The organism is Amycolatopsis sp. NPDC028719, assembly GCF_055565395.1.
The window spans coordinates 170,537-191,953 of record NZ_JBVHUL010000005.1 but is presented as its reverse complement, the minus strand read 5'-3'; the positions used below and the strand labels follow the sequence as shown (position 1 = coordinate 191,953).

At 71.4% G+C, this 21,417-nt stretch carries 17 protein-coding genes; 9 read left to right on the top strand and 8 right to left on the bottom strand.

All coding sequences use genetic code 11. From position 1 onward, the window contains the following. Window positions 1-34 precede the first annotated feature (34 nt). Complete coding sequence (locus ACZ4TR_RS24175; RefSeq protein ID WP_364522664.1) at window positions 35-859, bottom strand: hypothetical protein; 825 nt, start codon at window positions 857-859, stop codon at window positions 35-37. After that, entirely contained in the window at window positions 856-1,143 is a 288-nt protein-coding gene (locus ACZ4TR_RS24170; protein ID WP_465289131.1) for a hypothetical protein, read from the bottom strand. Before ACZ4TR_RS24170 ends, ACZ4TR_RS24175 begins: the two co-directional genes overlap by 4 nt. A 252-nt stretch (window positions 1,144-1,395) precedes the next feature. On the opposite strand from ACZ4TR_RS24170, the gene edd reads away from it, so the two are divergent. The 4 genes from edd to ACZ4TR_RS24150 all read left to right on the top strand — a co-directional run bounded on the left by edd (window position 1,396) and on the right by ACZ4TR_RS24150 (window position 7,349). Beyond that, window positions 1,396-3,282, top strand: a complete 1,887-nt coding sequence (gene edd / locus ACZ4TR_RS24165) for a phosphogluconate dehydratase (protein WP_465289130.1) — start codon at window positions 1,396-1,398, stop codon at window positions 3,280-3,282. Then, window positions 3,279-3,884, top strand: a complete 606-nt coding sequence (gene eda, locus ACZ4TR_RS24160) for a bifunctional 4-hydroxy-2-oxoglutarate aldolase/2-dehydro-3-deoxy-phosphogluconate aldolase (protein ID WP_465289129.1) — start codon at window positions 3,279-3,281, stop codon at window positions 3,882-3,884. The genes edd and eda overlap by 4 nt, the downstream gene beginning before the upstream one ends. Window positions 3,885-4,099: 215 nt before the next feature. Continuing rightward, window positions 4,100-6,067, top strand: a complete 1,968-nt coding sequence (locus tag ACZ4TR_RS24155; RefSeq protein WP_465289128.1) for a PEP/pyruvate-binding domain-containing protein — start codon at window positions 4,100-4,102, stop codon at window positions 6,065-6,067. A gap of 19 nt (window positions 6,068-6,086) precedes the next feature. Beyond that, window positions 6,087-7,349, top strand: a complete 1,263-nt coding sequence (locus ACZ4TR_RS24150; protein ID WP_465289127.1) for an MFS transporter — start codon at window positions 6,087-6,089, stop codon at window positions 7,347-7,349. 78 nt (window positions 7,350-7,427) lie between these two features. On the opposite strand, the gene ACZ4TR_RS24145 is transcribed toward ACZ4TR_RS24150, so the two are convergent. From ACZ4TR_RS24145 to ACZ4TR_RS24125, 5 genes are all read right to left on the bottom strand, one after another. Continuing rightward, window positions 7,428-7,955 carry a regulatory protein RecX gene (locus tag ACZ4TR_RS24145; RefSeq protein WP_284741286.1) on the bottom strand — a complete coding sequence of 176 codons (528 nt, stop codon included), beginning with the start codon at window positions 7,953-7,955 and terminating at the stop codon, window positions 7,428-7,430. Window positions 7,956-8,161: 206 nt separating this feature from the next. Next, window positions 8,162-9,208, bottom strand: a complete 1,047-nt coding sequence (gene recA / locus ACZ4TR_RS24140; protein ID WP_465289126.1) for a recombinase RecA — start codon at window positions 9,206-9,208, stop codon at window positions 8,162-8,164. A gap of 236 nt (window positions 9,209-9,444) precedes the next feature. Continuing rightward, window positions 9,445-9,639 carry a DUF3046 domain-containing protein gene (locus ACZ4TR_RS24135; RefSeq protein WP_364522678.1) on the bottom strand — a complete coding sequence of 65 codons (195 nt, stop codon included), beginning with the start codon at window positions 9,637-9,639 and terminating at the stop codon, window positions 9,445-9,447. A gap of 201 nt (window positions 9,640-9,840) precedes the next feature. After that, window positions 9,841-11,673: an Hsp70 family protein gene (locus tag ACZ4TR_RS24130; RefSeq protein ID WP_465289736.1), complete on the bottom strand. Its 1,833-nt coding sequence runs from the start codon at window positions 11,671-11,673 to the stop codon at window positions 9,841-9,843. 11 nt (window positions 11,674-11,684) lie between these two features. Then, entirely contained in the window at window positions 11,685-11,939 is a 255-nt protein-coding gene (locus ACZ4TR_RS24125) for a hypothetical protein (protein WP_465289125.1), read from the bottom strand. Window positions 11,940-12,047: 108 nt separating this feature from the next. Here ACZ4TR_RS24125 and pdxA point away from each other — a divergent pair, with 108 nt between their 5' ends. Genes pdxA through def form a run of 5 tightly spaced genes read left to right on the top strand, consistent with a single transcriptional unit; the run spans window position 12,048 to window position 20,316 of the window. Beyond that, window positions 12,048-13,073: a 4-hydroxythreonine-4-phosphate dehydrogenase PdxA gene (pdxA, locus tag ACZ4TR_RS24120; RefSeq protein ID WP_465289124.1), complete on the top strand. Its 1,026-nt coding sequence runs from the start codon at window positions 12,048-12,050 to the stop codon at window positions 13,071-13,073. Beyond that, window positions 13,070-14,365 carry an MFS transporter gene (locus tag ACZ4TR_RS24115; RefSeq protein WP_465289123.1) on the top strand — a complete coding sequence of 432 codons (1,296 nt, stop codon included), beginning with the start codon at window positions 13,070-13,072 and terminating at the stop codon, window positions 14,363-14,365. Before pdxA ends, ACZ4TR_RS24115 begins: the two co-directional genes overlap by 4 nt. Beyond that, window positions 14,337-15,137: a DeoR/GlpR family DNA-binding transcription regulator gene (locus tag ACZ4TR_RS24110; protein ID WP_465289122.1), complete on the top strand. Its 801-nt coding sequence runs from the start codon at window positions 14,337-14,339 to the stop codon at window positions 15,135-15,137. The genes ACZ4TR_RS24115 and ACZ4TR_RS24110 overlap by 29 nt, the downstream gene beginning before the upstream one ends. Beyond that, window positions 15,118-19,779, top strand: coding sequence for a DEAD/DEAH box helicase (locus ACZ4TR_RS24105; protein ID WP_465289121.1), 4,662 nt, complete (start codon window positions 15,118-15,120; stop codon window positions 19,777-19,779). The genes ACZ4TR_RS24110 and ACZ4TR_RS24105 overlap by 20 nt, the downstream gene beginning before the upstream one ends. A 36-nt stretch (window positions 19,780-19,815) precedes the next feature. Then, complete coding sequence (gene def / locus ACZ4TR_RS24100; protein ID WP_364522688.1) at window positions 19,816-20,316, top strand: peptide deformylase; 501 nt, start codon at window positions 19,816-19,818, stop codon at window positions 20,314-20,316. 12 nt (window positions 20,317-20,328) lie between these two features. Here def and ACZ4TR_RS24095 read toward each other — a convergent pair whose 3' ends face one another. After that, a complete protein-coding gene (locus tag ACZ4TR_RS24095) occupies window positions 20,329-21,408 on the bottom strand; it encodes a GNAT family N-acetyltransferase (protein ID WP_465289120.1) in 1,080 nt (359 codons plus the stop codon). Window positions 21,409-21,417 lie beyond the last annotated feature (9 nt).

The following is a 21,417-nucleotide window of genomic DNA, read 5'->3' as shown; positions in this document are numbered from 1 at the left end:
TTGTCGGGAGAGCACTGTCGGGAGAGGGGACGCGCTAGTTGACGAATCTCAGGTCCGCGATGGCTCCACTGGCCACGAGCATGACGTAGAAGTCGGTCAGCACCAGCGTGCCGAGCGTCGTCCAGGCCAGCGCCATGTGGCGGGTGTTGAGCTTCGTGACCTGCGTCCAGATCCAGTACCGCACCGGGTGCTTGGAGAAGTGCTTCAGCCTGCCCCCGGTCACGTGCCGGCACGAGTGGCAGGAAAGCGTGTACGCCCACAGCAGGATCACGTTGCCGAGCAGGACGATGTTGCCCAGCCCGAAGCCGAAGCCGCCGGTCTTCCCGTGGAACGCCGTGATCGCGTCGTAGGTGTTGACCAGCGAGACGATCAGCGCGACGTAGAAGAAGTAGCGGTGGACGTTCTGGATGATGAGCGGCAGCCGGGTCTCGCCGGTGTACTTCGCGTGCGGTTCCGCGACCGCGCAGGCGGGCGGGGAGAACCAGACGGCCCGGTAGTAGGCCTTGCGGTAGTAGTAGCACGTCAGGCGGAACCCGAGCAGGAACGGCAGCACGACGAACCCGAGCGGGATGAACCCGGGCAGGTCGCCGAACCAGTGGCCGAAGTGGCTCGAGCCCTCGACGCAGGACGTCGACAGGCAGGGTGAGTAGAACGGCGTCAGGTAGTGGTAGTCGGGTACCCAGTACGCGGTGCGCACGAACGACCGGACCGTCGCGTAGATGATGAACGCCGACAGTCCGAGCACGGTCAGCAGCGGCTGGAGCCACCACCGGTCCGTGCGGAGGGTGCGCTCGGCGATCCGGGCCCGCTTGGGGGCCCGGACGCCGGTGCCGACGCCGTTGTCAGCGGGAGCGCTCACCGCTGGTCGCGCTGGTAGCCGCCGACGCCTTCGTCATCAGCGCCGTGCCAGAGCGCCGGGTCGTAGGGCGTGTCGGGAACTTGGACACGCTCCGCGGCCTTCGCCTGGGCCGGCACCGCGAGCGGCATGCCGTCGAGGTCCGCGGTGTCGATGTCGAGGCGCTCCACGTCGTTGGCGAGCCGGCGGACCGCCGAAGCGTCGCCGTAACGCGAGCGCAGTGCGCCGACGCACTGCCTGAGCTGGCCGATGGTTCGCCGCAGCTCGGCGATCTCGGAGGTGGACATCATTCCTCCCGGGTGTGGTGGGGCCGGCGGAAGCCGGAGGGACGATCACTCGCCCTACGGCTTTACCGTGCGTCGTGCAGTGTGACAACTAGCACACTAACGGTTCTGGGGGTGATCGGGGTCACGCGGGTCGATCTTCTGAATCGATTTTGATTCGGCGTTTTCACGAGGTACTGTGGCCAGTGTCACGACCCAGAGGCGCCAGCGCTGCCGTCCCGCGGACCACCACACACCAGTGATCCGGAGCCGGACATGAGCCCCACTCCCACCACGCTGCACCCAGTCGTCGCCGAAGTCACCGCCCGCATCGCCGCGCGCAGTGCCGCGACGCGCACTGCTCACCTCGACCGCACGGCCGCCGCGCACGCGGAAGGCCCGGTCCGCCGCGGTCTCGCCTGCAGCAACCTCGCCCACGGCTTCGCCGCCATGGACGGCGTCGACAAGGAGGCGCTGCGGGCCGCGCGCGCCCCCGGCGTCGCGATCGTGTCTTCCTACAACGACATGCTCTCGGCGCACCAGCCGATGCAGGAGTACCCGGCCTGGCTGAAGAAGTCGGTGCGCTCCGCCGGAGGTGTCGCCCAGTTCGCCGGCGGCGTGCCGGCCATGTGCGACGGCATCACCCAGGGCCGCGCGGGCATGGAGCTGTCCCTGTTCAGCCGCGAGGTCATCGCGATGTCGACGGCGATCGCGCTGTCCCACGACATGTTCGACGCATCGCTGCTGCTGGGCGTCTGCGACAAGATCGTGCCGGGTCTGCTGATCGGCGCGCTGTCCTTCGGCCACCTGCCGGCGATCCTCGTGCCCGCCGGGCCGATGAACTCCGGGCTGCCGAACAAGGAGAAGGCCCGCGTCCGCCAGCTGTACGCCGAGGGTCTCGCGACCCGCGAAGACCTCCTCGACGCCGAAGCGGCGTCGTACCACTCGGCCGGCACCTGCACCTTCTACGGCACGGCCAACTCCAACCAGATGGTCGTCGAGGTGATGGGCCTGCACCTGCCCGGCGCCAGCTTCGTCCAGCCGGGTTCGGCCCTGCGTCAGGCCCTGACCGAAGAGGCCGGCCGGCGCGTCGTCGCGATCTCGCGGGGCGAGGAGTACACGCCGGTCTCGCGGATCCTCGACGAGAAGGCGTTCGTCAACGGCGTGATCGCGCTGCTCGCCACGGGCGGCTCGACCAACCACACGATGCACCTGGTCGCGATCGCCGCGGCCGCGGGTATCCAGCTGACCTGGGACGACTTCTCCGACCTCTCGGCTGTCGTGCCGCTGCTGGCGCGGGTCTACCCGAACGGCAGCGCCGACATCAACCACTTCCACGCCGCCGGCGGCATCCAGTTCCTGGTCGGCACGCTGCTCGACGCCGGGCTGCTGCACGAGGACGTGCACACCGTGGCCGGGTTCGGCCTGCACCGCTACCGGGCCGAGCCGATCCTGTCCGACGGCGAGCTGGTCTGGCGCGACGTGCCCACCCGCAGCCTCGACGAAGAGGTGCTGCGCCCGGCGTGGCGGCCCTTCGCCGCGGACGGCGGGCTGCGGATGGTCGAGGGCAACCTGGGCCGCGCGGTGGTCAAGGTGTCCGCGGTGGCGCCCGAGCACCGGGTCGTGCAGGCGCCGGCGCGGGTCTTCACGACGCAGGAGGCGTTCACGGCCGCGTTCGAAGCGGGCGAGCTGGACCGCGACGTCGTCGTGGTGGTCCGGCAGCAGGGCCCGCGGGCGAACGGCATGCCGGAGCTGCACGGCCTCACCCCCGCGCTGGGTGTGCTGATGGACCGCGGGCACGCCGTGGCGTTGCTCACCGACGGCCGGATGTCGGGCGCGTCGGGCAAGATCCCGGCGGCCATCCAGGTGACGCCGGAAGCCGCGGCGGGCGGCCCGATCGCGCGCATCGCCGACGGCGACGTCATCCGGCTCGACGCCTCCTCGGGCTCGCTCGACGTGCTGGTCGGTGACGAAGAACTCGCCCTCCGTGAGCTTGTGGACTCCCCACCGTCCGAAGCATCCTGGACCGGCACCGGCCGAGAGCTGTTCGCCCCGTTGCGCCGTGCCGTCGGCCCCGCCGACCAGGGCGCTTCGGTGTTCGGAGGCTTGACGCCGGAGCACTTCGGAATGCCCGCTCTGGAAACCCAGGAGGTCGGTCAGTGACCACCGGTCAGGACCTGCTCGAACTGTCCCCCGTGATGCCCGTCGTGGTGATCGACGACGCCGCCGACGCCGTGCCCACGGCCCGGGCCCTGCTCGCCGGCGGGATCGGGGTCATCGAGCTGACCCTGCGCACCCCGGCGGCGCTGTCCGCGATCGAGCGCGTCGCGGCCGAGGTGCCGGACATCGTCGTCGGCGCCGGCACCGTCACCGCGCCCGAGCACGCGAAGCAGGCCGCCGACGCGGGCGCGAAGTTCCTCGTGACGCCGGGCTGCACCGACGCCGTCGTCGACGCGTGCTTCGAAACCGGGCTGCCGTTCCTGCCCGGCGCGAGCACGGTGTCGGAGGCGATGCGGCTGGGCGAACGCGGGCTGTCGGCGATGAAGTTCTTCCCGGCGGAGGCGTCCGGTGGCGTCGCGTTCCTGAAGGCGATCGCGGGCCCGTTGCCTTCGCTCAGGTTCTGCCCGACGGGCGGGATCACGGTGGCCTCGGCGCCTTCGTACCTGGCGCTGCCGAACGTCGGCTGCATCGGCGGCTCGTGGCTGACGGCCTCGCTCGACGTCGCGACGATCGAGAAGCTGGCCGCGGAAGCCGCGCGGCTGTAGCGGAGATCACCCCGCGTCATCGCCGCGCCCGAACGGCGGAATGCGCGTCCGCATACCGGGAGCACCGTTCCAGCTTTCTGGAACGGTGCTCCGAGCGGGTGTGGCGGCGGTCATGAATGGCCCGGCCGTGCCACTGAATGGAGCATTCGCGGCGCCAGTGGGTGATTTACCGGCCTGTTATCGTTCCCCCTCGCTGTTTCGAGCGAGGAGATCCGGTGTCCCTGACCGATGTGGTCGCCCCCAGTCCTGCCCCCGAGAACGTCGCCGCACTCGTCGGCGAACGCCTTTCGCTGTCCGCCCTCCACCAGCTGGGCGGCACCCTCGGCGGCTATTCCTTCGTCAAGGTCGTGGTGGACCGCGAAAACGCGGTGATCCACTTCCTGAACGACGCGCGCCATTCCTTTCACGCGATCTATATCGGGGAAGAGATCCTCGGCGTCCCCGGGGAACGGGTGCGCGCCGAGATCGACGTCTACAACCAGGACTTCTACCACGCGCCGGACCGCCGGTTCCTGCTCGGCATCCTGGCCCGGCACCCGCAGATGCTCTCGCTGGAGACGGTCGAGGTCGACACCATGCCGGCCGCGCTGATCCGCGAGTTCCACGCCTTCGTCGCGCGGTACGTCGACCCGGCGCTGCCGCTGGTGTTCAAGCCGGCCAACCAGCTGCAGGAGCGGATCGTCCGGGAGATCCCGCCGGGCGAGCTGCCCTGCGTGTTCGCGCACGAGCTGTTCTCGACGGCGCCGTTCGTCGCGCTGAACCCCGGCACGGCCACGGGCCGGCTGCGCGCGTTCCGCAGCGAGGCCGACTACCGGGCCGCCACGCTGGACTGGTCGGACATCATCGTGATGGACCGCGTGCCCGACGACATCCCGCGACTGTCGGGCATCGTCAACGCCCGGCACACGACGCCGTTGTCGCACACCAACGTCCTCGCCACCGGCTGGCAGATCCCGAACGCCGTCCAGCTCGGCGCGCTGGCCGACATCGACCGCCGTGGGCTGGACGGCAAGTGGGTCGAGTACACAGTGGACGCTCAGGGGCTCTCGCTGCGGGAGATCGCCGAGCCGGCCTCGACCGAGCCGCCGAAGTGGTACGCCCAGCGCGTCACGCTGGAGGAACCGGAGTCCGAACGCAGCCCGATCGTGAACCTGGCGCGGCTGCGCGCGGCCGACCGGTACCGCTACGGCACCAAGGCGGCCAACCTCGGCGAGCTGCACCACGTGCTGGCGCACGGGTCGCAGCGGTTGCTCGGCTTCTACCAGGTGCCGCGGCCGCCGCGGGAGAACCTGCTGCCGTACCTGGCCCGGCTGCTGGACGTCCCTCTTGACGCTGATCTGGGCGCCGCCGCCCGCCGGCTGCTCGACGACCACGTCCGCGTGCCCCGCGGCATCGCGCTGCCGTTCTCGCTGCAGCGGCGGTTCCTGGAGTCGTCGCCGCGGATCCAGCAGGCGATCGGCAAGCTGAAGATGGCGCTGGAACTGGACGCGCGGGAGATCGAGCCGCTGTGCGTCGAGCTGCAGAGCCTGATCCGGTCGGCGCGGCTGCCGGGCGCGCTGGCCGGGGAGATCGACTCCGCGCTGGTGTCACAGCTGGCCGGCGTGCGGACGTTCGTGGTGCGTAGTTCGTCGAACGCCGAAGATCTGGCCGGCTTCTCGGCGGCCGGGATCTACGAGTCGCTCAACCACGTCACCACAGCCGAACGGATCTTCGCCAGTGTCAAGGAAGTCTGGGCTTCGCTGGTGTCGGTGCGCAGCGTCCGGCTGCGCCGGCAGGCCGGCATCTCCCTCGACGAGTGCTACATGGGCGTGGTGATCCAGGAGCAGGTCGCGGCGGACTTCGGCGGCGTGCTGGTGACGACGAACCCGATGAACCGCGCGGACTTCCGCACGGTGTACGTCAACGTGTCGCCTCGCGTGACCGACGTCGTCGACGGTTCGGCGTTGCCCATGCAGTACCTGTATTCGACGGTCGAGGGCGGCGGCCGCACGGTGTCGCTCGGCGACGCCACGTCGGACCTCGACTCGCGGGCGCACGACCAGCTGCAGCGGCTCGCCATCGCCGGCCGCCTGCTGCAGGGACACTTCTCGCCCGACTACACGTTCGGCTCGCCGGTGGACGTCGAGTGGCTCGCCGACGGCGAGCACCTCCACCTCGTGCAGCTGCGTCCGTATTCTGTTTGATCTTCCGGGAGACACGACCATGCTGGGCCTTCGCCTGCCCGCGAACCCCGCCGTCCGCCGCACCGTGCGGCTGACCTACGGGTTCCAGTTCTTCTTCGGCCTGCTGCTGTGGGTGCCGATCTTCTACCAGTACCAGAAGCTCGCCGGCCTGTCCGACGGCGAGATCTTCGGCATCCAGAGCATCTACTACATCGTGTTCTGCCTGCTGGAGATCCCGACCGGGATGATCGCCGACCGGTTCGACTACCGCACTTCGCTGGCGGCCGGCGCCGGCGTGCTGATGGCGGCGAACCTGGTGCCGGTGTTCCTCGGCTCCTACACCGGGTTCCTGGTGCACTTCATCCTGATCGCGCTGGCGCGGTCGCTGGTGTCCGGCGCGCAGAGCGCGTACCTGTACGAGTACCTGCACGCCTCCGGCTCAGGGGAACACTATCTGCGGGTCGAAGGCGTCGGCCGCGCGTACAGCCTGGTCGGCAAGATCGTGTACTGGCCGGTGATCGGCCTGCTGATGGCGTGGAACCTGCCGTCACCGTACTGGCTGACGGCGATCAACGCGGCGGTGGCGCTGGCGTTCGCGGTGAAGCTCCCCGCGATCCCCGGCGGCCGCCAGGTGGCCGGTAAAACGGCCTCACTGGTCGCGGGCGTCGGCGGCGCGCTGTCTGCGCTGCGCTCGTCCCGGTGGCTGATGCTGCTGATGGTGCAGGGCATCGCGATGTTCACACTGGTCAGGATCTGTCAGGTGAACCTGTTCCAGCCGATCCTGGAGTCGAAGTCGCTGTCGGTGAACTGGTACGGCGCGGCGCTGGCCGCGATGACGGTCTTCGAGGCCCTGGGCGCGGCCCGCCCACACCGGCTCCGCCGGGCGATCGGCCCGGTGGGGACGGTGTTCACGCTGACGATCGTGATGGCGCTCTGCCTCGGCGTGATCGTGTTCGTGGGCTCCTTCCCGACGGTGCTGGTGTTGTGCGTCTTCGCGGTGGCCACGGGAATTTCGTTCCCGGTGCAGAAGCAGCTGCTGAACGACTCGATCCCGGACTCCCGCTACCGCGCGACGCTGCTGTCGATGGAGTCCATCGTGGACCGCGCGGTGTGCGCCCTGGTGGCGGTGGCCTTGGGCGCGTACCTGGCGGCCGGGCAGCTGAACGAGTTCCTGGTGCTGTCGGCGGTGGTCACGTGCGTGGTGATGGGGTTGCTCGCGGTGCTGTTACTGACGGTCCGCAAGCACCGCTCGGACCGCCGGCGGCCGGTGGCACGGGAGGCGGTGTCCGCGAACTCCGCCTGACGAACGCGGCCGGCACCGGCACACTCGGCATTTTCGCAGCCTTCGCCGCGGTGACCCGGGCCAGATTGTCGCTCGGGGTCAGTCGATGTAGGCGTCGTCGAGGAGGGTGGACTCCGCGCCGTACTCGCGGAGTTCCTCCTTGATCACCGTGTACGCCAGCCCCTGGGGGTAGCCCTTGCGGGCCAGGAAGCCGAGCAGCCGGCGCAGCGCCGTCTGCTCGTCGACGTTGCCCAGCGACCCGAGGCGCTTGCGGACCAGTTCCCTGGCCATCTGCTCCTCGGACTCGCGATCGACCTCACCGGCCGCCTGCGCCGCGACTTCGTCGTCGACGCCCTTGCGCCGCAGTTCGGCCAGGAGCGCGGTGCGGGACAGCCCCTGGGTCTCGTGCCGGGACTTCACCCACAGCTCGGCGAACTCCGCGTCGTTCACCAGCCCTGCCCGGTCGAGCTTGCCGAGCAGGGTTTCGCTGGTCTCCTCGTCGAACCCTTTGCGGTGCAAGGCCTGCCGGAGCTCCTCCTGAGTACGCGCACGCACGGCCAGGAGGTCGTAACAGATCTCCTTGGCCTTCTTGTACCGCTCCTCGGGAGGCAGCTCGGCCGGCGGAATCTTCGGCGCCCTCGCCACCCTCGATCACTCCTCGTTCACGCAGAGCCCTCAAAGCTCAAGCATCACAGCGCAACCCAGCCACGGCGGGGGTCCAGGGGGCTTGCCCCCTGGCGGGGTCCGGGGGTTCGACCCCCGGAGGACACGGCGAAGGGATCACGGCGAGCGCACTCCGCGAGCACACCTCACCCGATCCCGTCGTCTCCCCCTCAGAAGTCGACCGGCGCCGGTACGGCTTCGACGGCTTCGGCGTCGACCTGCGCGCCGATGCCGAGCTTCTCCTTGATCCGCTTCTCGATCTCGTTGGCGATGTCCGGGTTTTCGCGCAGGAACTTCCGCGCGTTCTCCTTGCCCTGGCCGAGCTGGTCGCCCTCGTAGGTGTACCAGGCACCGGACTTGCGCACGATCGCCTGGTCGACACCCATGTCGATGAGCGAACCCTCGCGGGAGATGCCCTGGCCGTACAGGATGTCGAACTCGGCCTGCTTGAAGGGCGGGGCCATCTTGTTCTTCACGACCTTGACGCGGGTGCGGTTGCCGACCGGCTCGCCGCCGTCCTTGAGCGTCTCGATGCGGCGCACGTCGAGCCGGATCGAGGCGTAGAACTTCAGCGCCTTGCCACCGGTCGTGGTCTCCGGGGAGCCGAACATGACGCCGATCTTCTCGCGCAGCTGGTTGATGAAGATCGCGGTGGTGCCGGAGTTGTTCATGGCACCGGTGATCTTGCGCAGCGCCTGGCTCATCAGGCGGGCCTGGAGGCCGACGTGCGAGTCGCCCATCTCGCCCTCGATCTCGGCGCGCGGCACGAGCGCGGCCACGGAGTCGATGACCAGGATGTCGAGCGCGCCGGAGCGGATCAGCATGTCCGCGATCTCCAGCGCCTGCTCACCGGTGTCCGGCTGGGACACGAGCAGCGCGTCGGTGTCCACGCCGAGCTTCTTGGCGTAGTCGGGGTCCAGCGCGTGCTCCGCGTCGATGAACGCCGCGATGCCGCCGTTGCGCTGCGCGTTCGCCACCGCGTGCAGGGCGACCGTGGTCTTACCGGAGGACTCCGGGCCGTAGACCTCGATGACCCGGCCGCGGGGCAGGCCACCGATGCCGAGCGCGACGTCGAGGGCGATCGCCCCGGTGGGGATCACGGCGATGGGCGCGCGGCCCTCTTCGCCGAGGCGCATGACCGAGCCCTTGCCGTACTGCTTGTCGATCTGCGCGAGCGCGAGCTCGAGCGCCTTGTCCTTGTCGGGTGCTGCAGGCATGGAAGTCCACCTCGCTGGTCCGAGCCCCGTCGAGGGCTCTCTGTGTCTGTTCTTCAGCTGTCCGGTCCGACGCTAGCGGCGGGGTCCGACAATTCCAGGCGCGGCGCCCAATCTGTGGATCGCTGGACCCGATGTGGACAACACCTTAGACGAACACCTGTTCGAGGTCGGCAGCGACACACCCTTGCGCTATGATTTTCGCCCGCCCGGGTCAGGATCGCGCACATCCGCCCAGGTCAGCGCCGTTCGGGCGGGACGTCGAAGGCGTCGCAGACCTCGCGCCAGACCTCTTTGGCCGGAATTCCCGCGGTCAGCGCCTGGTCGACCGTGCGGCCGCCGAGCGCGCTGAGCACGTGGTCCCTGGCCAGCACCTGGGCTCGCCCGGGGCCGAACTCCTCGGCCATCAGCCGCCGGAAAACCGTGATCCGCATCGAACCCACTCTATCCGGACGGCGCGAACGGTCCGTTCGCTACCCGCCAGGCCGCCCGAAGCGGGGCTCGTGCCGCCGGAGGCCGTGAACGACTCGTTCACCTCGTCCGAAGCCGAGGTCCCGGCAAGTCGAGGCTCCCCGGCGGATCTCTTCGGCGACGCAGGCCGGAACCCTCCCTGGCGGCGTCTTGCCGGCCACTGCCTACCCGCCCGGCTGGACGCTCGCCTCGAAGTAGTTGGCCAGGGTGTCCGGCGTCGTCGCCTCGGCCTGGTCGCTCGAGTTCAGCTGGTAGATGAACCCGGCGAGCGGCCGGTCCGACACCGTGAATACGAGAACCGCCGCCGTCTTGCCCGCGGCCGACGAGTAGTGGCCCTTGAGCCCGTTGCCGCCCCAGTCGGCCTCGGTGCGGTCGCCGCCCGCCGAGGTGAGCAGGCCGTCCGTGTACTGCTTGAGCGTGTCGGCGCTCGCGCCCTGGACGTAGGTGACCTGCGTGCCCGCCCGGCCCGGCGCGGAGCAGGTCGAGGCCACCCCGAGGTTCTCCGCCGGCGCCGCCGGGCCGTTGCCCATGCCCGGTTTGCAGTCGCCGGTGTCGGCGATCTTCCCGGCGAGCTGGCGCAGGCAGCCGGTGAGGCCCTTGTCGTCCGCCTGGCCCGGCGTCCTGCACTGGTCGGCGGTGTAGGTGGTCGTCGAGGAGGACGACGTCAGGAAGAAGGTCAGCCCGGCCGCGAGCACCACGACGACCGCGACCGCGATGCCGATGAGCAGCTTCTTCTTCCCGCGAGGCGCCGCCTTATCCGCGGCGGCGGGCGAGTACGCGGGGAAGTTGGACGGCACCGGCTGCGGGCCGCTGGGCGGGAAGTTCGCCGGCGCGTAGGCCGGGTACTGGGGCGGCGGCGCGTACTGCGGGCGGTGCGGCGCACCGGCGGCCACCGCCCCTTCGACGTTCTGCGTGCGCATCCCCAGGCCGTCGCGGGCGACGTGCTGCGCCCCGAGCGCGACCGCGGTCTCCGGCTGGTCGAGACTGCCCGGCACGACACCGAGCTTCTCCGCGATCATCGTGCCGACCAGCGGCAGCCGGCTCGACCCGCCGACGAGGTAGATGCCCGCGAGCCGGTCCGGAGTCAGCCCGGACGAGCGCAGCGTCCGCGAGAGCAGTTCGACGCTGCGCAGCATGGCCGGCCGGACCAGGCCTTCCAGCTCGCCGCGCGTGACGAGGACGTCCTTGAACGGCTCGGGCATCGGCACCTCGGTCTGCGGGTGCCGCGACAGCGCCTCCTTGGCCGCCTTGACGTCCTCCTGCAGCGCACGCCGGGTGCGCCGGTCGCCGGTGGACTCGGGACGCAGCAGCCGCTGCCAGCGCTGCGGGTCGGAGTGCGAGACCTCGCGCCCGACGTGCACCATCAGCGCCTGGTCGACGTCGAGGCCGCCGAGGTCGGGCAGGCCGTCCTCGGCGAGCACGGTGAACCCGTTCTGCGTGGCGCCGACGACGGCGACGTCGAAGGTGCCCGCCCCGAGGTCGTAGACCGCGAGCGCCTGGCCGGGAGCCAGCGACTTGCCGGGGAACGACGCGAAGTGCGCCGCCGCGGCGACGGGTTCGGGCACCAGCAGGATGTTCTGGCCCATCCCGGCGAGCCGGGCGGCGGACATCAGGACGTTGCGGCGGGTCTGGCCCCACTGCGCGGGGTGGGTCAGCCGGACCTCGTCGGGCTGCTCGCCGCCGAGCTGACGAGAGGTTTCTTCGAGCACGCGGCGCAGGATGGCGGCCAGCGCGTCGGTCACCGGGACGACGTCGGTGCCGAGCAGCAGGGTCTGTTCGTCGATGCGGCGCTTGGGGTTCGGCTCGAAGCGCGTCGGGTCGAGGCGGGCGCGGCGCTCGGCGTCACGGCCGACCATGATCGTGCCCTCTTCGGTCGCGAACACCGCCGACGGCATGTTGGCCGAGCCGTCCACCTCGACGACCCGGGGCGGCATGCCGTGCGCCGAAAGGACGGCGACGGTGTTGGACGTCCCGAGGTCCACCGACAGGATCCGCACTGCACTCCCCTTCACGAAAAGCCCGCCTTGACGGCGTTCGCCGTGATGCTGCCATGCGCGCGGTCACCGTGCGTGCGGACCCGCGAAAGTCGCCGCTCCTTGACTTCGACGGTGATCACAGTGCACGATAGTTGCGCAGTTCGGTCATCCGAGTTGCTCAGATCGCGCAAGGGAGCGTCGGATGCCAGAGCTACTCGTCCGGCGCGCCCTGCTTCCGCGCGGAAAGCGGGATCGACGCGCTGCTGATCAACCTGGGTACCCGCCACGCTTCGCCACCACACGCCGCACAGGCGGTGCGGGCAAGCCCCGGCCCGAGGCACAGTCGCCTGCCTGGAACACCTGAACCACGTGCCGGCCACCGGAAGGAAGAATCCGTGAGCGACCTCCCCATCCTCGCCGTCACCCTCGGCGACCCCGTGGGCATCGGACCCGAGATCACCCTCAAGACGCTCGCCGAGCCCGAGTCCCTGCAGCTGGCGCGCGGGGTCGCGGTCGGCGACGCGATCGTGCTGGAACGCCTGGTCCGGCACCTCGGCCTGAACCTGGAGATCAACCCGATCGCCACGGTCGCCGACGCGCGCTTCACCACGGGCGTGATCGACATCCTCAACCTCGGCGTCGTCCGCGAAGACCTGCCGTGGGGCGAGGTCAACGCGACCGCGGGCGCCGCCGCGGTGGGCGCGATCGAAGTGGCCACCCGGCTCGCGCTGGCCGGCGAGGTCGACGCGGTCGTCACCGCGCCGATCAACAAGGAGGCGATCTGGGCGGCGGGCTCGCGGCACCTCGGGCACACCGAGATGCTCGGCGAGCTGACCGGGTCGACCCGCTTCAACACGATGTTCTGGGTCTCGGGCCTGAAGATCTTCTTCGCCACCCGGCACCTCTCGCTGCGCCAAGCGATCGACCAGATCACCCGGGAGAACATCGAGCACGCGATCCGCGAGGCGTACACCGCGCTGGAGGTGTTCGGCACGGAGAAACCGAGACTCGCCGTGGCGGCGCTGAACCCGCACGGCGGCGAAAACGGCAAGTTCGGCGACGAGGAGATCATCGCGATCGCGCCCGCGGTGGCCGCCGCGCGGGTCGCCGGGCTGGACGTGGTCGGCCCGGTCCCCGCGGATTCGGTGTTCCACCAAGGGATCCAGGGCCGGTTCGACGGCGTGCTCTCGCTCTACCACGACCAAGGGCACATCGCGTCGAAGACGTACGACTTCGACGGCACGGTCTCGGTGACGGTCGGCTTGCCGATCCTGCGCACGTCGGTCGACCACGGCACGGCGTTCGACATCGCCGGCACCGGCCGGGCGTCGCACGGCACGATGGTCGCGGCGTTCAAGGCGGCGGCGACGCTGGCGCCGTACGCGCGGAAACTGCCCGCCATCTACCCACCGAGCCGATGACGGCGGTGCCGGCGGGGGTGCCCCGCAAGCGGTGGGCGTACGTCATCCCGGTCGCGGTGGTCATGTACATGCTGGCCTACCTCGACCGCACGAACGTCGCGGTGATCCTGCCCTACATCGGCGACGACTTCCCGTTGTCCGCCAGCGCGAAGGGGCTGGCGAGCGGCATCTTCTTCCTCGGCTACCTGATCCTGCAGATCCCGGCGGCCGTGCTGGCGGTGAAGTGGAGTGCCCGCAAGACGGTGCTGGTGCTGATGATCGCGTGGGCGGTCGCAGCCGTCCTGTGCGGACTTGTGCAGAACGAGACCCAGCTGCACCTCGCGCGGCTGCTGCTCGGCCTGTTCGAAGGCGGCGTCTGGCCGGCCGTGCTGATCCTGCTGGCGTCGTGGTTCCCGCAGGCGGAACGCGCCCGGGCGAACGCGCTGTGGATGACCTGCCTGCCGATCTCGGCGATCATCATGTCGCCGCTGTCCGGGCTGATGCTCGACCACATGTCCTGGCGCTGGGTGTTCGTGCTCCAGGGCCTGCCGCCGCTGCTGTGGGCGGTCGTCTGGTGGTTCGCGGTGGCGGACCGGCCGGCGCAGGCCCGCTGGATCTCCGCGGAAGAACGCGAGTACCTCGAAAGCACCCTGAAAGCCGAAGAAGACGCGAAGCCGGCGTTCGCGAAGCAGGGTTACCGGCAGGCGCTGGCGAACCGGCAGGTCCTGCTGCTGGTAGGCGTCTACTTCTTCTGGACGACAGGCTTCTACGGCTTCTCGTTGTGGCTGCCGTCGGTGGTGAAGACGATGACGGGCGGCTCGGCGACGTCCGTGGGCCTCCTCTCGGCCATCCCGTACGTCCTGGCGCTGGCGGGGATGGTCACGTGCGCGCACTGGTCGGACCGGACCGGCAACCGGCGGCTCGCGATCACCGTCCCCCTGGTCGCCGCGATCGCCGGGCTGCTGCTCGGCAACCTCGTGCGCTGGCCGGCGGCGGTGCAGCTGGTGCTGCTCTGCGTCGTCGCGACCGGCGTCTACATGCCGTACGGGCCGTTCTGGGCCATCCCCAGCCGGATCCTCGGCATCGAGGTCGTGGCCGTGGCGATGGGCCTGATCAACGCGCTGGGCAACCTCGGCGGGTTCGCCGGGCCCTACCTGGTCGGCTGGCTCACCGACGTCACCGGCAGCGCGACCACCGGCTTCGTCGTCCTGGCCGCGTTCCTCGCCGTGGCCGCCGGGCTGGCGTTCTCCGGGCTGAAACCGTCCGTCGTGGAAGACTCGGCGCATGTCCCAGCCGCGACCAGGCACCCGTGACCGGCGCGCGATGCTCCTGGAGGCCGTCCGCGACGGCTCGGGCGGCATCGCGGAACTGGCCGAGGAGTTCGGTGTTTCGGAGTCGACGATCCGCCGTGACCTCGCCTCGCTCGCCGGAGCCGGGCACGTGGTCCGCACCTACGGCGGCGCGCTCGACACCGAACGCGGCCCGCTCGAGAAGGACCGCGAGCACGCGGCGGCGAAGGACGCCATCGCCCGGGAAGCCGCCGCGCTGGTGCGCGACGGCGAGGTCGTGCTGCTCGACGCCGGCACGACCACGGGCAGGCTCGCCCGCCACCTCGCCCACCGCGACGGGCTGACCGTCGTCACGAACGGCGTCAACGCCATCCGTGAGCTGGCGGGCTTCGCCGGGATCGACTTGATCGTCCTCGGCGGCCGGCTGCGGCACCCCGACGAAGCGATCCTCGGCGAGAGCGTGCTGGCCCAGCTGCGACACATCTCACCCGACCGGGTGTTCCTGGGCGCGGACGGCCTGGTGGCCGACCGGGGCCTGTGCTGCCCCTCACTCGAGCAGTCGGTCGTCAAGCACGCGATGCTGCACGCCGGCGGCGAAGCGTACGTGCTGGCCGACCACTCCAAGCTGGGCCAGGCGCCCTTTTCGTATTGGGCACCGCTCGACCGCGAGTACCGGTTGATCACCGACGAACCGAAGGTCGACGTCACGTATCCGCAGTTCGCCCAGAGCGTGATCCTGGCGAGCGATCCCGAAACTGTCGGTGGTGCCGCGCATCATGGACGACGTGGCAACTGACGTGCTCGACCTCTTCTCCCCCGCGACCCGCGACTGGTTCGCGGGGGCCTTCGCCGCGCCGACCGCGGCGCAGGAAGGAGCCTGGCGGGCGGCGCACGCGGGCGAGCACGCCCTTGTCGTCGCGCCGACCGGCTCCGGCAAGACGCTGTCGGCGTTCCTCTGGGCGCTGGACCGGCTGTCGGTGGAGCCACCGCCCGCGGAGGCCACGAAACGCTGCCGGATCCTCTACGTCTCCCCGCTGAAGGCGCTCGCCGTCGACGTCCAGCGGAACCTGCGCGCCCCGCTCGCCGGCATCTCGCAGGCCTCGCGGCGGCTCGGGCTCCCGGTGCCGGAGATCGAAGTCGGCATGCGCACCGGCGACACCACCGCGGCCGAGCGCCGCTCGTTCGGCAAGACCCCGCCGGACGTCCTGGTGACCACGCCGGAATCGCTGTTCCTGATCCTCACGTCATCGGCGCGGGAGTCGCTGCGCGGCGTCGAGACCGTGATCGTCGACGAGGTGCACGCGGTCGCCGGCGGCAAGCGCGGCGCGCACCTCGCGTTGTCGCTGGAGCGCCTGGACTCGCTGCTGCCGAAGCCGGCGCAGCGGATCGGCCTGTCGGCGACGGTCCGCCCGGTGGACGAAGTGAGCGCGTTCCTGGCCGGCGGCCGTCCGGTGCGGGTGGTCCAGCCGAAGCTGGCGAAGACCATCGAGGTGCGGGTCGAGGTCCCGGTCGAGGACATGGGCAACCTCGACGCTCCGCGCGGCGGCCCCGCGCCGAGCCCGCTCGATGCACTGGAGTCATTGACCGAGGCGTTCCCGCCCGGAGACATCGCGCCGGGTGGCCTCGGCACGCTGGAGGAGATCGCCGGCAACCCGGTGCAGCGGCCGTCGATCTGGCCGGCGGTCGAGGAACGGGTGCTGGCCCTCATCCGCGACCACCGCTCGACCATCGTGTTCGCCAACTCGCGCCGGCTCACCGAGCGGATGACAGCCCGGCTGAACGAGCTGGCCGCCGAGCAGACCGAGCTCACCCCCGAAGACGCGTTCCCGGCCGAGGCCGTCGGGCAGTCCGGGGTGAGCACCGGCGCGCCGCCGGTGATCGCCCGGGCGCACCACGGGTCGATGTCGCGGGAGCAGCGCACGCACGTCGAGGAAGACCTCAAGTCCGGGCGGCTGCCGTGCGTGGTGGCGACGTCGTCACTGGAGCTGGGCATCGACATGGGTGCGGTCGACCTGGTGATCCAGATCGAAGCGCCGCCGACCGTGGCGTCCGGGCTGCAGCGCGTCGGCCGGGCCGGTCACCAGGTCGGCGCGGTCTCCTCTGGGGTGATGTTCCCCAAGTTCCGCGGTGACCTCGTCTCCTGCGCGGTGGTCGCCGAACGGATGGCGAGCGGCGCGATCGAGGCGGTCCGCTACCCGCGCAACCCCCTGGACGTCCTGGCGCAGCACGTCGTCGCGATGGTGGCGCTCGAGCCGTGGACGGTGCCGGACCTGGCGTCGCTGGTGCGGCGGGCCGCACCGTTCGCGTCGCTGCCGGACGACGCGCTGCACGCGGTGCTCGACATGCTCGCCGGCCGGTACCCGAGCGAGGAGTTCGGCGAGCTGCGGGCCCGGATCACCTGGGACCGCATCGCCGGCGAGCTGCGCGGGCGCCCCGGCTCGCAGCGGCTGGCCGTCACCTCCGGCGGCACCATCCCCGACCGCGGCCTGTTCACCGTGATGACCCCGGGCGGGGACGACAAGCCCGGTTCGCGCGTCGGCGAGTTCGACGAGGAGATGGTCTACGAGTCGCGCGTCGGGGACACCATCCTGCTCGGCACGTCGTCGTGGCGGATCACCGACATCACGCACGACCGGGTCATCGTGGTGCCGGCTCCCGGCGAACCGGCGCGGATGCCGTTCTGGAAGGGCGACGCGCCGGGCCGTCCACTGGAACTCGGCCGGGCGCTGGGGAAATTCGTCCGCGAACTGTCCACAGCGGACGATCAGAAGGCCCGGGAGCGGGCCGCGGCGGCGGGGCTCGACGAGCGGGCGTGCGACAACCTCCTCGCGTACCTGAGCGAACAGAAGGCGGCCACCCGGCACGTGCCGAACGACCGGACGATCCTGCTGGAGCGCTACCGCGACGAGCTGGGCGACTGGCGGATCATCGTGCATTCGCCGTTCGGCGCGCAGGTGAACGCGCCGTGGGCGCTGGCCATCGCGGCGCGGCTGCGGGAGAACCGCGGGGTCGACGCGCAGGTCGCGCACTCCGACGACGGCATCGTGCTGCGACTGCCGGACGCGCTCGACGCCGAGGGCGGCGACGTCACGATCGGCGCGGACGACATCCTGCTCGACCCCGAGGAGGTCGAGCAGCTGATCGTCGCGGAGGTCGGCGGTTCGGCCGTGTTCGCGGCGCGGTTCCGCGAGTGCGCGGCGCGCTCGCTGCTGCTGCCGCGCCGGGATCCGCGGCGGCGCACTCCCCTGTGGCAGCAACGGCAACGCGCGTCACAGCTGCTGTCGGTCGCGTCGAAGTACGAGCGGTTCCCGGTCGTCCTCGAAGCGATGCGGGAGGTCCTGCAGGACGTCTACGACGTGAGCGGGCTGCGCGAGCTGATGGCCGACGTCCGGGCCCGCAAGGTCCGGCTGGTGGAGGTCGAGACGCCGGCGGCGTCGCCGTTCGCGCGCAGCCTGCTGTTCGGCTACGTCGGGATGTTCCTGTACGAGACCGACGCGCCGCTGGCCGAGCGGCGCGCGGCGGCGCTGTCGCTCGATTCGGCGCTGCTGGCCGAGCTCCTGGGCACCGAGGCGATCCGCGAGCTGCTCGACCCGGAAGCCGTGCGCGAGGTGGAGCGGTCGCTGCAGCGGCTCGACCCCGACCGGCACGCGCGCTCGGCGGAGGACGCCGCCGACCTGTTGCGCTTCCTCGGCGACCTGACCGTCGAAGAGGCCGCCGAACGCGGGATCCAGGCGGAGTGGCTCACCGAACTGGAGGCGGCGCGGCGGGCGATCCGGGTGCGGATCGGCGGCACGGAACGGTTCCTGGCGATCGAGGACTCCGGCCGGGTCCGTGACGCGCTGGGCACCGCGCTGCCGGTGGGGGTGCCCGAGGCGTTCACCGAACCGGTCGCGGACCCGCTCGGCGACCTGCTCTCGCGCTACGCCCGCAGCCGCGGGCCGTTCGCCGCGGCGATGGTGGCGGCGCGGTTCGGACTGGGCATGGCGGTCGTCACCGGCGTCCTCGACCGGATGACCGGGGAAGGCCGCCTGGTGCGCGGCGAGCTGAGTCCCGTCGGGCATCCGGACACCCACGGTGTGGGGGTCGAGTACTGCGACTCCGCGGTGCTGCGCCGGCTGCGGCGGGCGTCGCTGGCGAAGCTGCGGGCCGAGGTGGAGCCGGTCGAGCCGGCGGCGCTGGGCCGGTTCCTGCCGGCGTGGCACGGGTTCGGCGGCCGCGTCCGGGCCGCGCCGACGGCGGACGACGTGCTGTCGGTGGTCGAGCAGCTCGCCGGGGCGCCGTTGCCGGCGAGCGCGGTGGAGTCGCTGATCCTGCCCGGCCGGCTGCCGGGCTACTCCCCCGCGTTGCTGGACGAACTGACGACCGCGGGCGAGGTCACGTGGGCGGGCTGCGGCGCGCTGTCCGGCGGGGACGGCTGGATCGCGCTCGCCCCCACCGACGTCGCCGACCTGCTGCTGCCGGAAGTCGTCGAGGACATCCCGACCGGCCCCCTGCACGACGCGCTCCTGTCCACTTTGGAGGGTGGCGCGCTGTTCTTCCGCCAGCTGGTGGACCGCGCGACCGTGCTGGTGGAGAAGGCGCCGGGGGACGCCGAAGTCGTGGCCGCGCTGTGGGACCTGGTGTGGGCCGGGCTGGTCACCGGCGACACGCTGGGACCGCTGCGGGCCCAGGTGGCCGGGCACGGCGCGCACAAGCCGCGGCGGCAGGCGCCCCGCGGCCGGTACGCGCGGTTGCGGGCGGGGCGGCCGCAGATGCCGTCGCGGTCGGGACCACCGACGGTCGCCGGCCGCTGGGCGCTGACGCCGTCCCGCGAAACCGACGCGACCCGGCGCGCCCACGCGCGGACGGAGGCGTTCCTGGAGCGCCACGGCGTCCTGACCCGCGGCGCGCTCGACACCGAACGCGTCACCGGCGGGTTCTCGGGGATCTACAAGGTGCTGCGCGGCATGGAGGACACCGGCCAGGTGATCCGCGGTTACGTCGTGGAGGGGCTGGGCGCGGCCCAGTTCGCGGCGAAGGGAGCGGTGGACCGGCTGCGCGCGCTGTCGGGTCCGGGCCGTCCGGCGCCCGGCCGCGCGGTGGTGCTGGCGGCGGCGGACCCGGCCCAGCCGTACGGCGCGGCCCTGCCCTGGCCGGCCGCGACGGGCGACACCAAGCACCGTCCGGCCCGCAAGGCCGGGGCCCTGGCGGTGCTGGTGGACGGAGTTCCGGCGCTGTACGTCGAGCGAGGAGGAAGGTCACTGCTGAGCTTCACCGAGGAACGGCAACCCCTGGCGGACGCCGCGCAGGCGCTGTCGGCCGCGGTCCGGGAGGGCTGGCTGGGCCAGCTGGCGGTCCAGCGCGCGGACGGCGAGCAGGCGCTGACGTCCGAGCTGGCGGAGGTCCTGCGGGAGGCCGGTTTCCGGGCCACGCCCTCGGGTCTGCGCCTCCGGGCCTAAGCTGCCAGTCCGACACGCACGAAGGATGTTCTGCTCATGGCCATGCGCGAGCTGCGCTATTTCGGGGACCCGATCCTCAAGTCCGTCTGCGACCCGGTCACCGTGTTCGACGAGAAGCTCGAGGCGCTCGTGCGGGACCTGGTCGACTCGGTGAAGCCGGCCGGGCGCGCCGGGCTGGCCGCGCCGCAGATCGGGGTCGGGCTGCGCATCTTCAGCTACGACGTCGCCGGGCTCGCCGGGTACGTCGTCAACCCGGAGATCGTGGAGCTGTCCGAGGAGACGCACGAGATCGACGAGGGCTGCCTGTCGGTGCCGGAGCTGTGGTTCCCGACGAAGCGGGCCAAGCACGCGAAGGTGCGAGGCGTCGACATCCACAACGAGCCGATCGAGGTCGAAGGCGAGGACGTGCTGGCCCAGTGCCTCCAGCACGAAACCGACCACCTCGACGGCGTGCTCTACCTCGACCGCCTCACGGCCGAGCGCAAGAAGACGGCCCTGCGCGAAGCACGCGACAAGGACTGGTTCTGGAAGCGCTGATCAGGCCCGGCCTCAAGCCGGCAGGAACATCCGCAGCTGGGTGCCCTCCTCGAGGGAGCGTTCCGTGCGCAGCCCCGCCCGGGCCGCCGTACGGGGCAACACGTCGTCGCCCGAAAGGCAGTCCGCCCTCAGCTCCGTGATGCCCTGAGTTCCCGCGAGCGCCGCCACCCTGGACAGCAGGGCCGTGCCGATGCCCTGGCGCTGCCAGTCGTCCTCCACCAGCAGGGAGATCTCGGCGCCGCCCGTCGCGGACGGGATCAGCTGGGCCAGGCCGATCACCTCGCGGCCGAAGACCGCGAGCACGCTCGTGCCGCGCGGTGGCACCAGCAGCCGGTGCAGCCAGCGGCGCGGAACCGTCCGGACTCCCGTGTGGTAGCGCCGGAAGAGCGTCGCCGTCGAGCAGCGGCGGTGCAGGTCGGCCACCGCTTCGGCGTCGGCGGGAACGCCCTTGCGCAGGACGATCGCCGCGCCGTCCGGGCGGTTCAGCACCACCGGGCCCGCGGCGTTCCGGGCCGCCGCGGTCAGCAACGTGACCAGCGCTTCGGCGCGGGTGAGCTCCAGCTGCACGAACGGCGCCCACTGGCGCCGCGCCACCAGCGCGTCTCCATCGCCCAGCGCGAACACCGCCCGGTGCCCGCTCTCGGTGCGGGCCGGGTTCGCCTCGGCCGTGGGGACGCGGGTGACCACGTCCGCGGCCAGCACGTCCTTCAGCACCTCGGCGAGGCGGGCCGGGTCGTCGACCGCGCGACGGGCCGCGAGCAGCGTCGACGACGCCGGGTCGACCAGTTCGTGGACGTCGGCGTCGATGATCGCCGTGCACTCGCAGCCCTCGGCGCGGATGGCGTCGGCCAGGTGCCGCCGGGGCAGGCCGGTCGCCGGGCGCAGGACGATCTCGTCGAGCACGCCGCCGGGCACGGGCAGCACGGCCAGGCCGAGGATGTTGCACTCGAGGTCGGCGAGCCGGATCGCGATGCGGGCGAGGGTGCCGGGGTGGTCGTGCATCCGGATCCGGACCCGCCACGCGGACGGCGTGTCCGCCACCTCGACGGCGGCCGCCGGGCCGGCCTGGGGCAACGCTCTGGAGGTCTCCATGTCCTCCAC

Bases quoted from the DNA above. Each gene is read 5' to 3' on its own strand.
- ACZ4TR_RS24135 (WP_364522678.1), bottom strand. From the start codon at position 9,639: ATGCGGATCACGGTTTTCCGGCGGCTGATGGCCGAGGAGTTCGGCCCC.
- ACZ4TR_RS24170 (WP_465289131.1), bottom strand. From the start codon at position 1,143: ATGTCCACCTCCGAGATCGCCGAGCTGCGGCGAACCATCGGCCAGCTC.
- recA (WP_465289126.1), bottom strand. From the start codon at position 9,208: ATGCCTGCAGCACCCGACAAGGACAAGGCGCTCGAGCTCGCGCTCGCG.
- ACZ4TR_RS24150 (WP_465289127.1), top strand. From the start codon at position 6,087: ATGCTGGGCCTTCGCCTGCCCGCGAACCCCGCCGTCCGCCGCACCGTG.
- def (WP_364522688.1), top strand. From the start codon at position 19,816: ATGGCCATGCGCGAGCTGCGCTATTTCGGGGACCCGATCCTCAAGTCC.
- ACZ4TR_RS24095 (WP_465289120.1), bottom strand. From the start codon at position 21,408: ATGGAGACCTCCAGAGCGTTGCCCCAGGCCGGCCCGGCGGCCGCCGTC.
- ACZ4TR_RS24110 (WP_465289122.1), top strand. From the start codon at position 14,337: ATGTCCCAGCCGCGACCAGGCACCCGTGACCGGCGCGCGATGCTCCTG.
- edd (WP_465289130.1), top strand. From the start codon at position 1,396: ATGAGCCCCACTCCCACCACGCTGCACCCAGTCGTCGCCGAAGTCACC.
- ACZ4TR_RS24105 (WP_465289121.1), top strand. From the start codon at position 15,118: ATGGACGACGTGGCAACTGACGTGCTCGACCTCTTCTCCCCCGCGACC.
- ACZ4TR_RS24115 (WP_465289123.1), top strand. From the start codon at position 13,070: ATGACGGCGGTGCCGGCGGGGGTGCCCCGCAAGCGGTGGGCGTACGTC.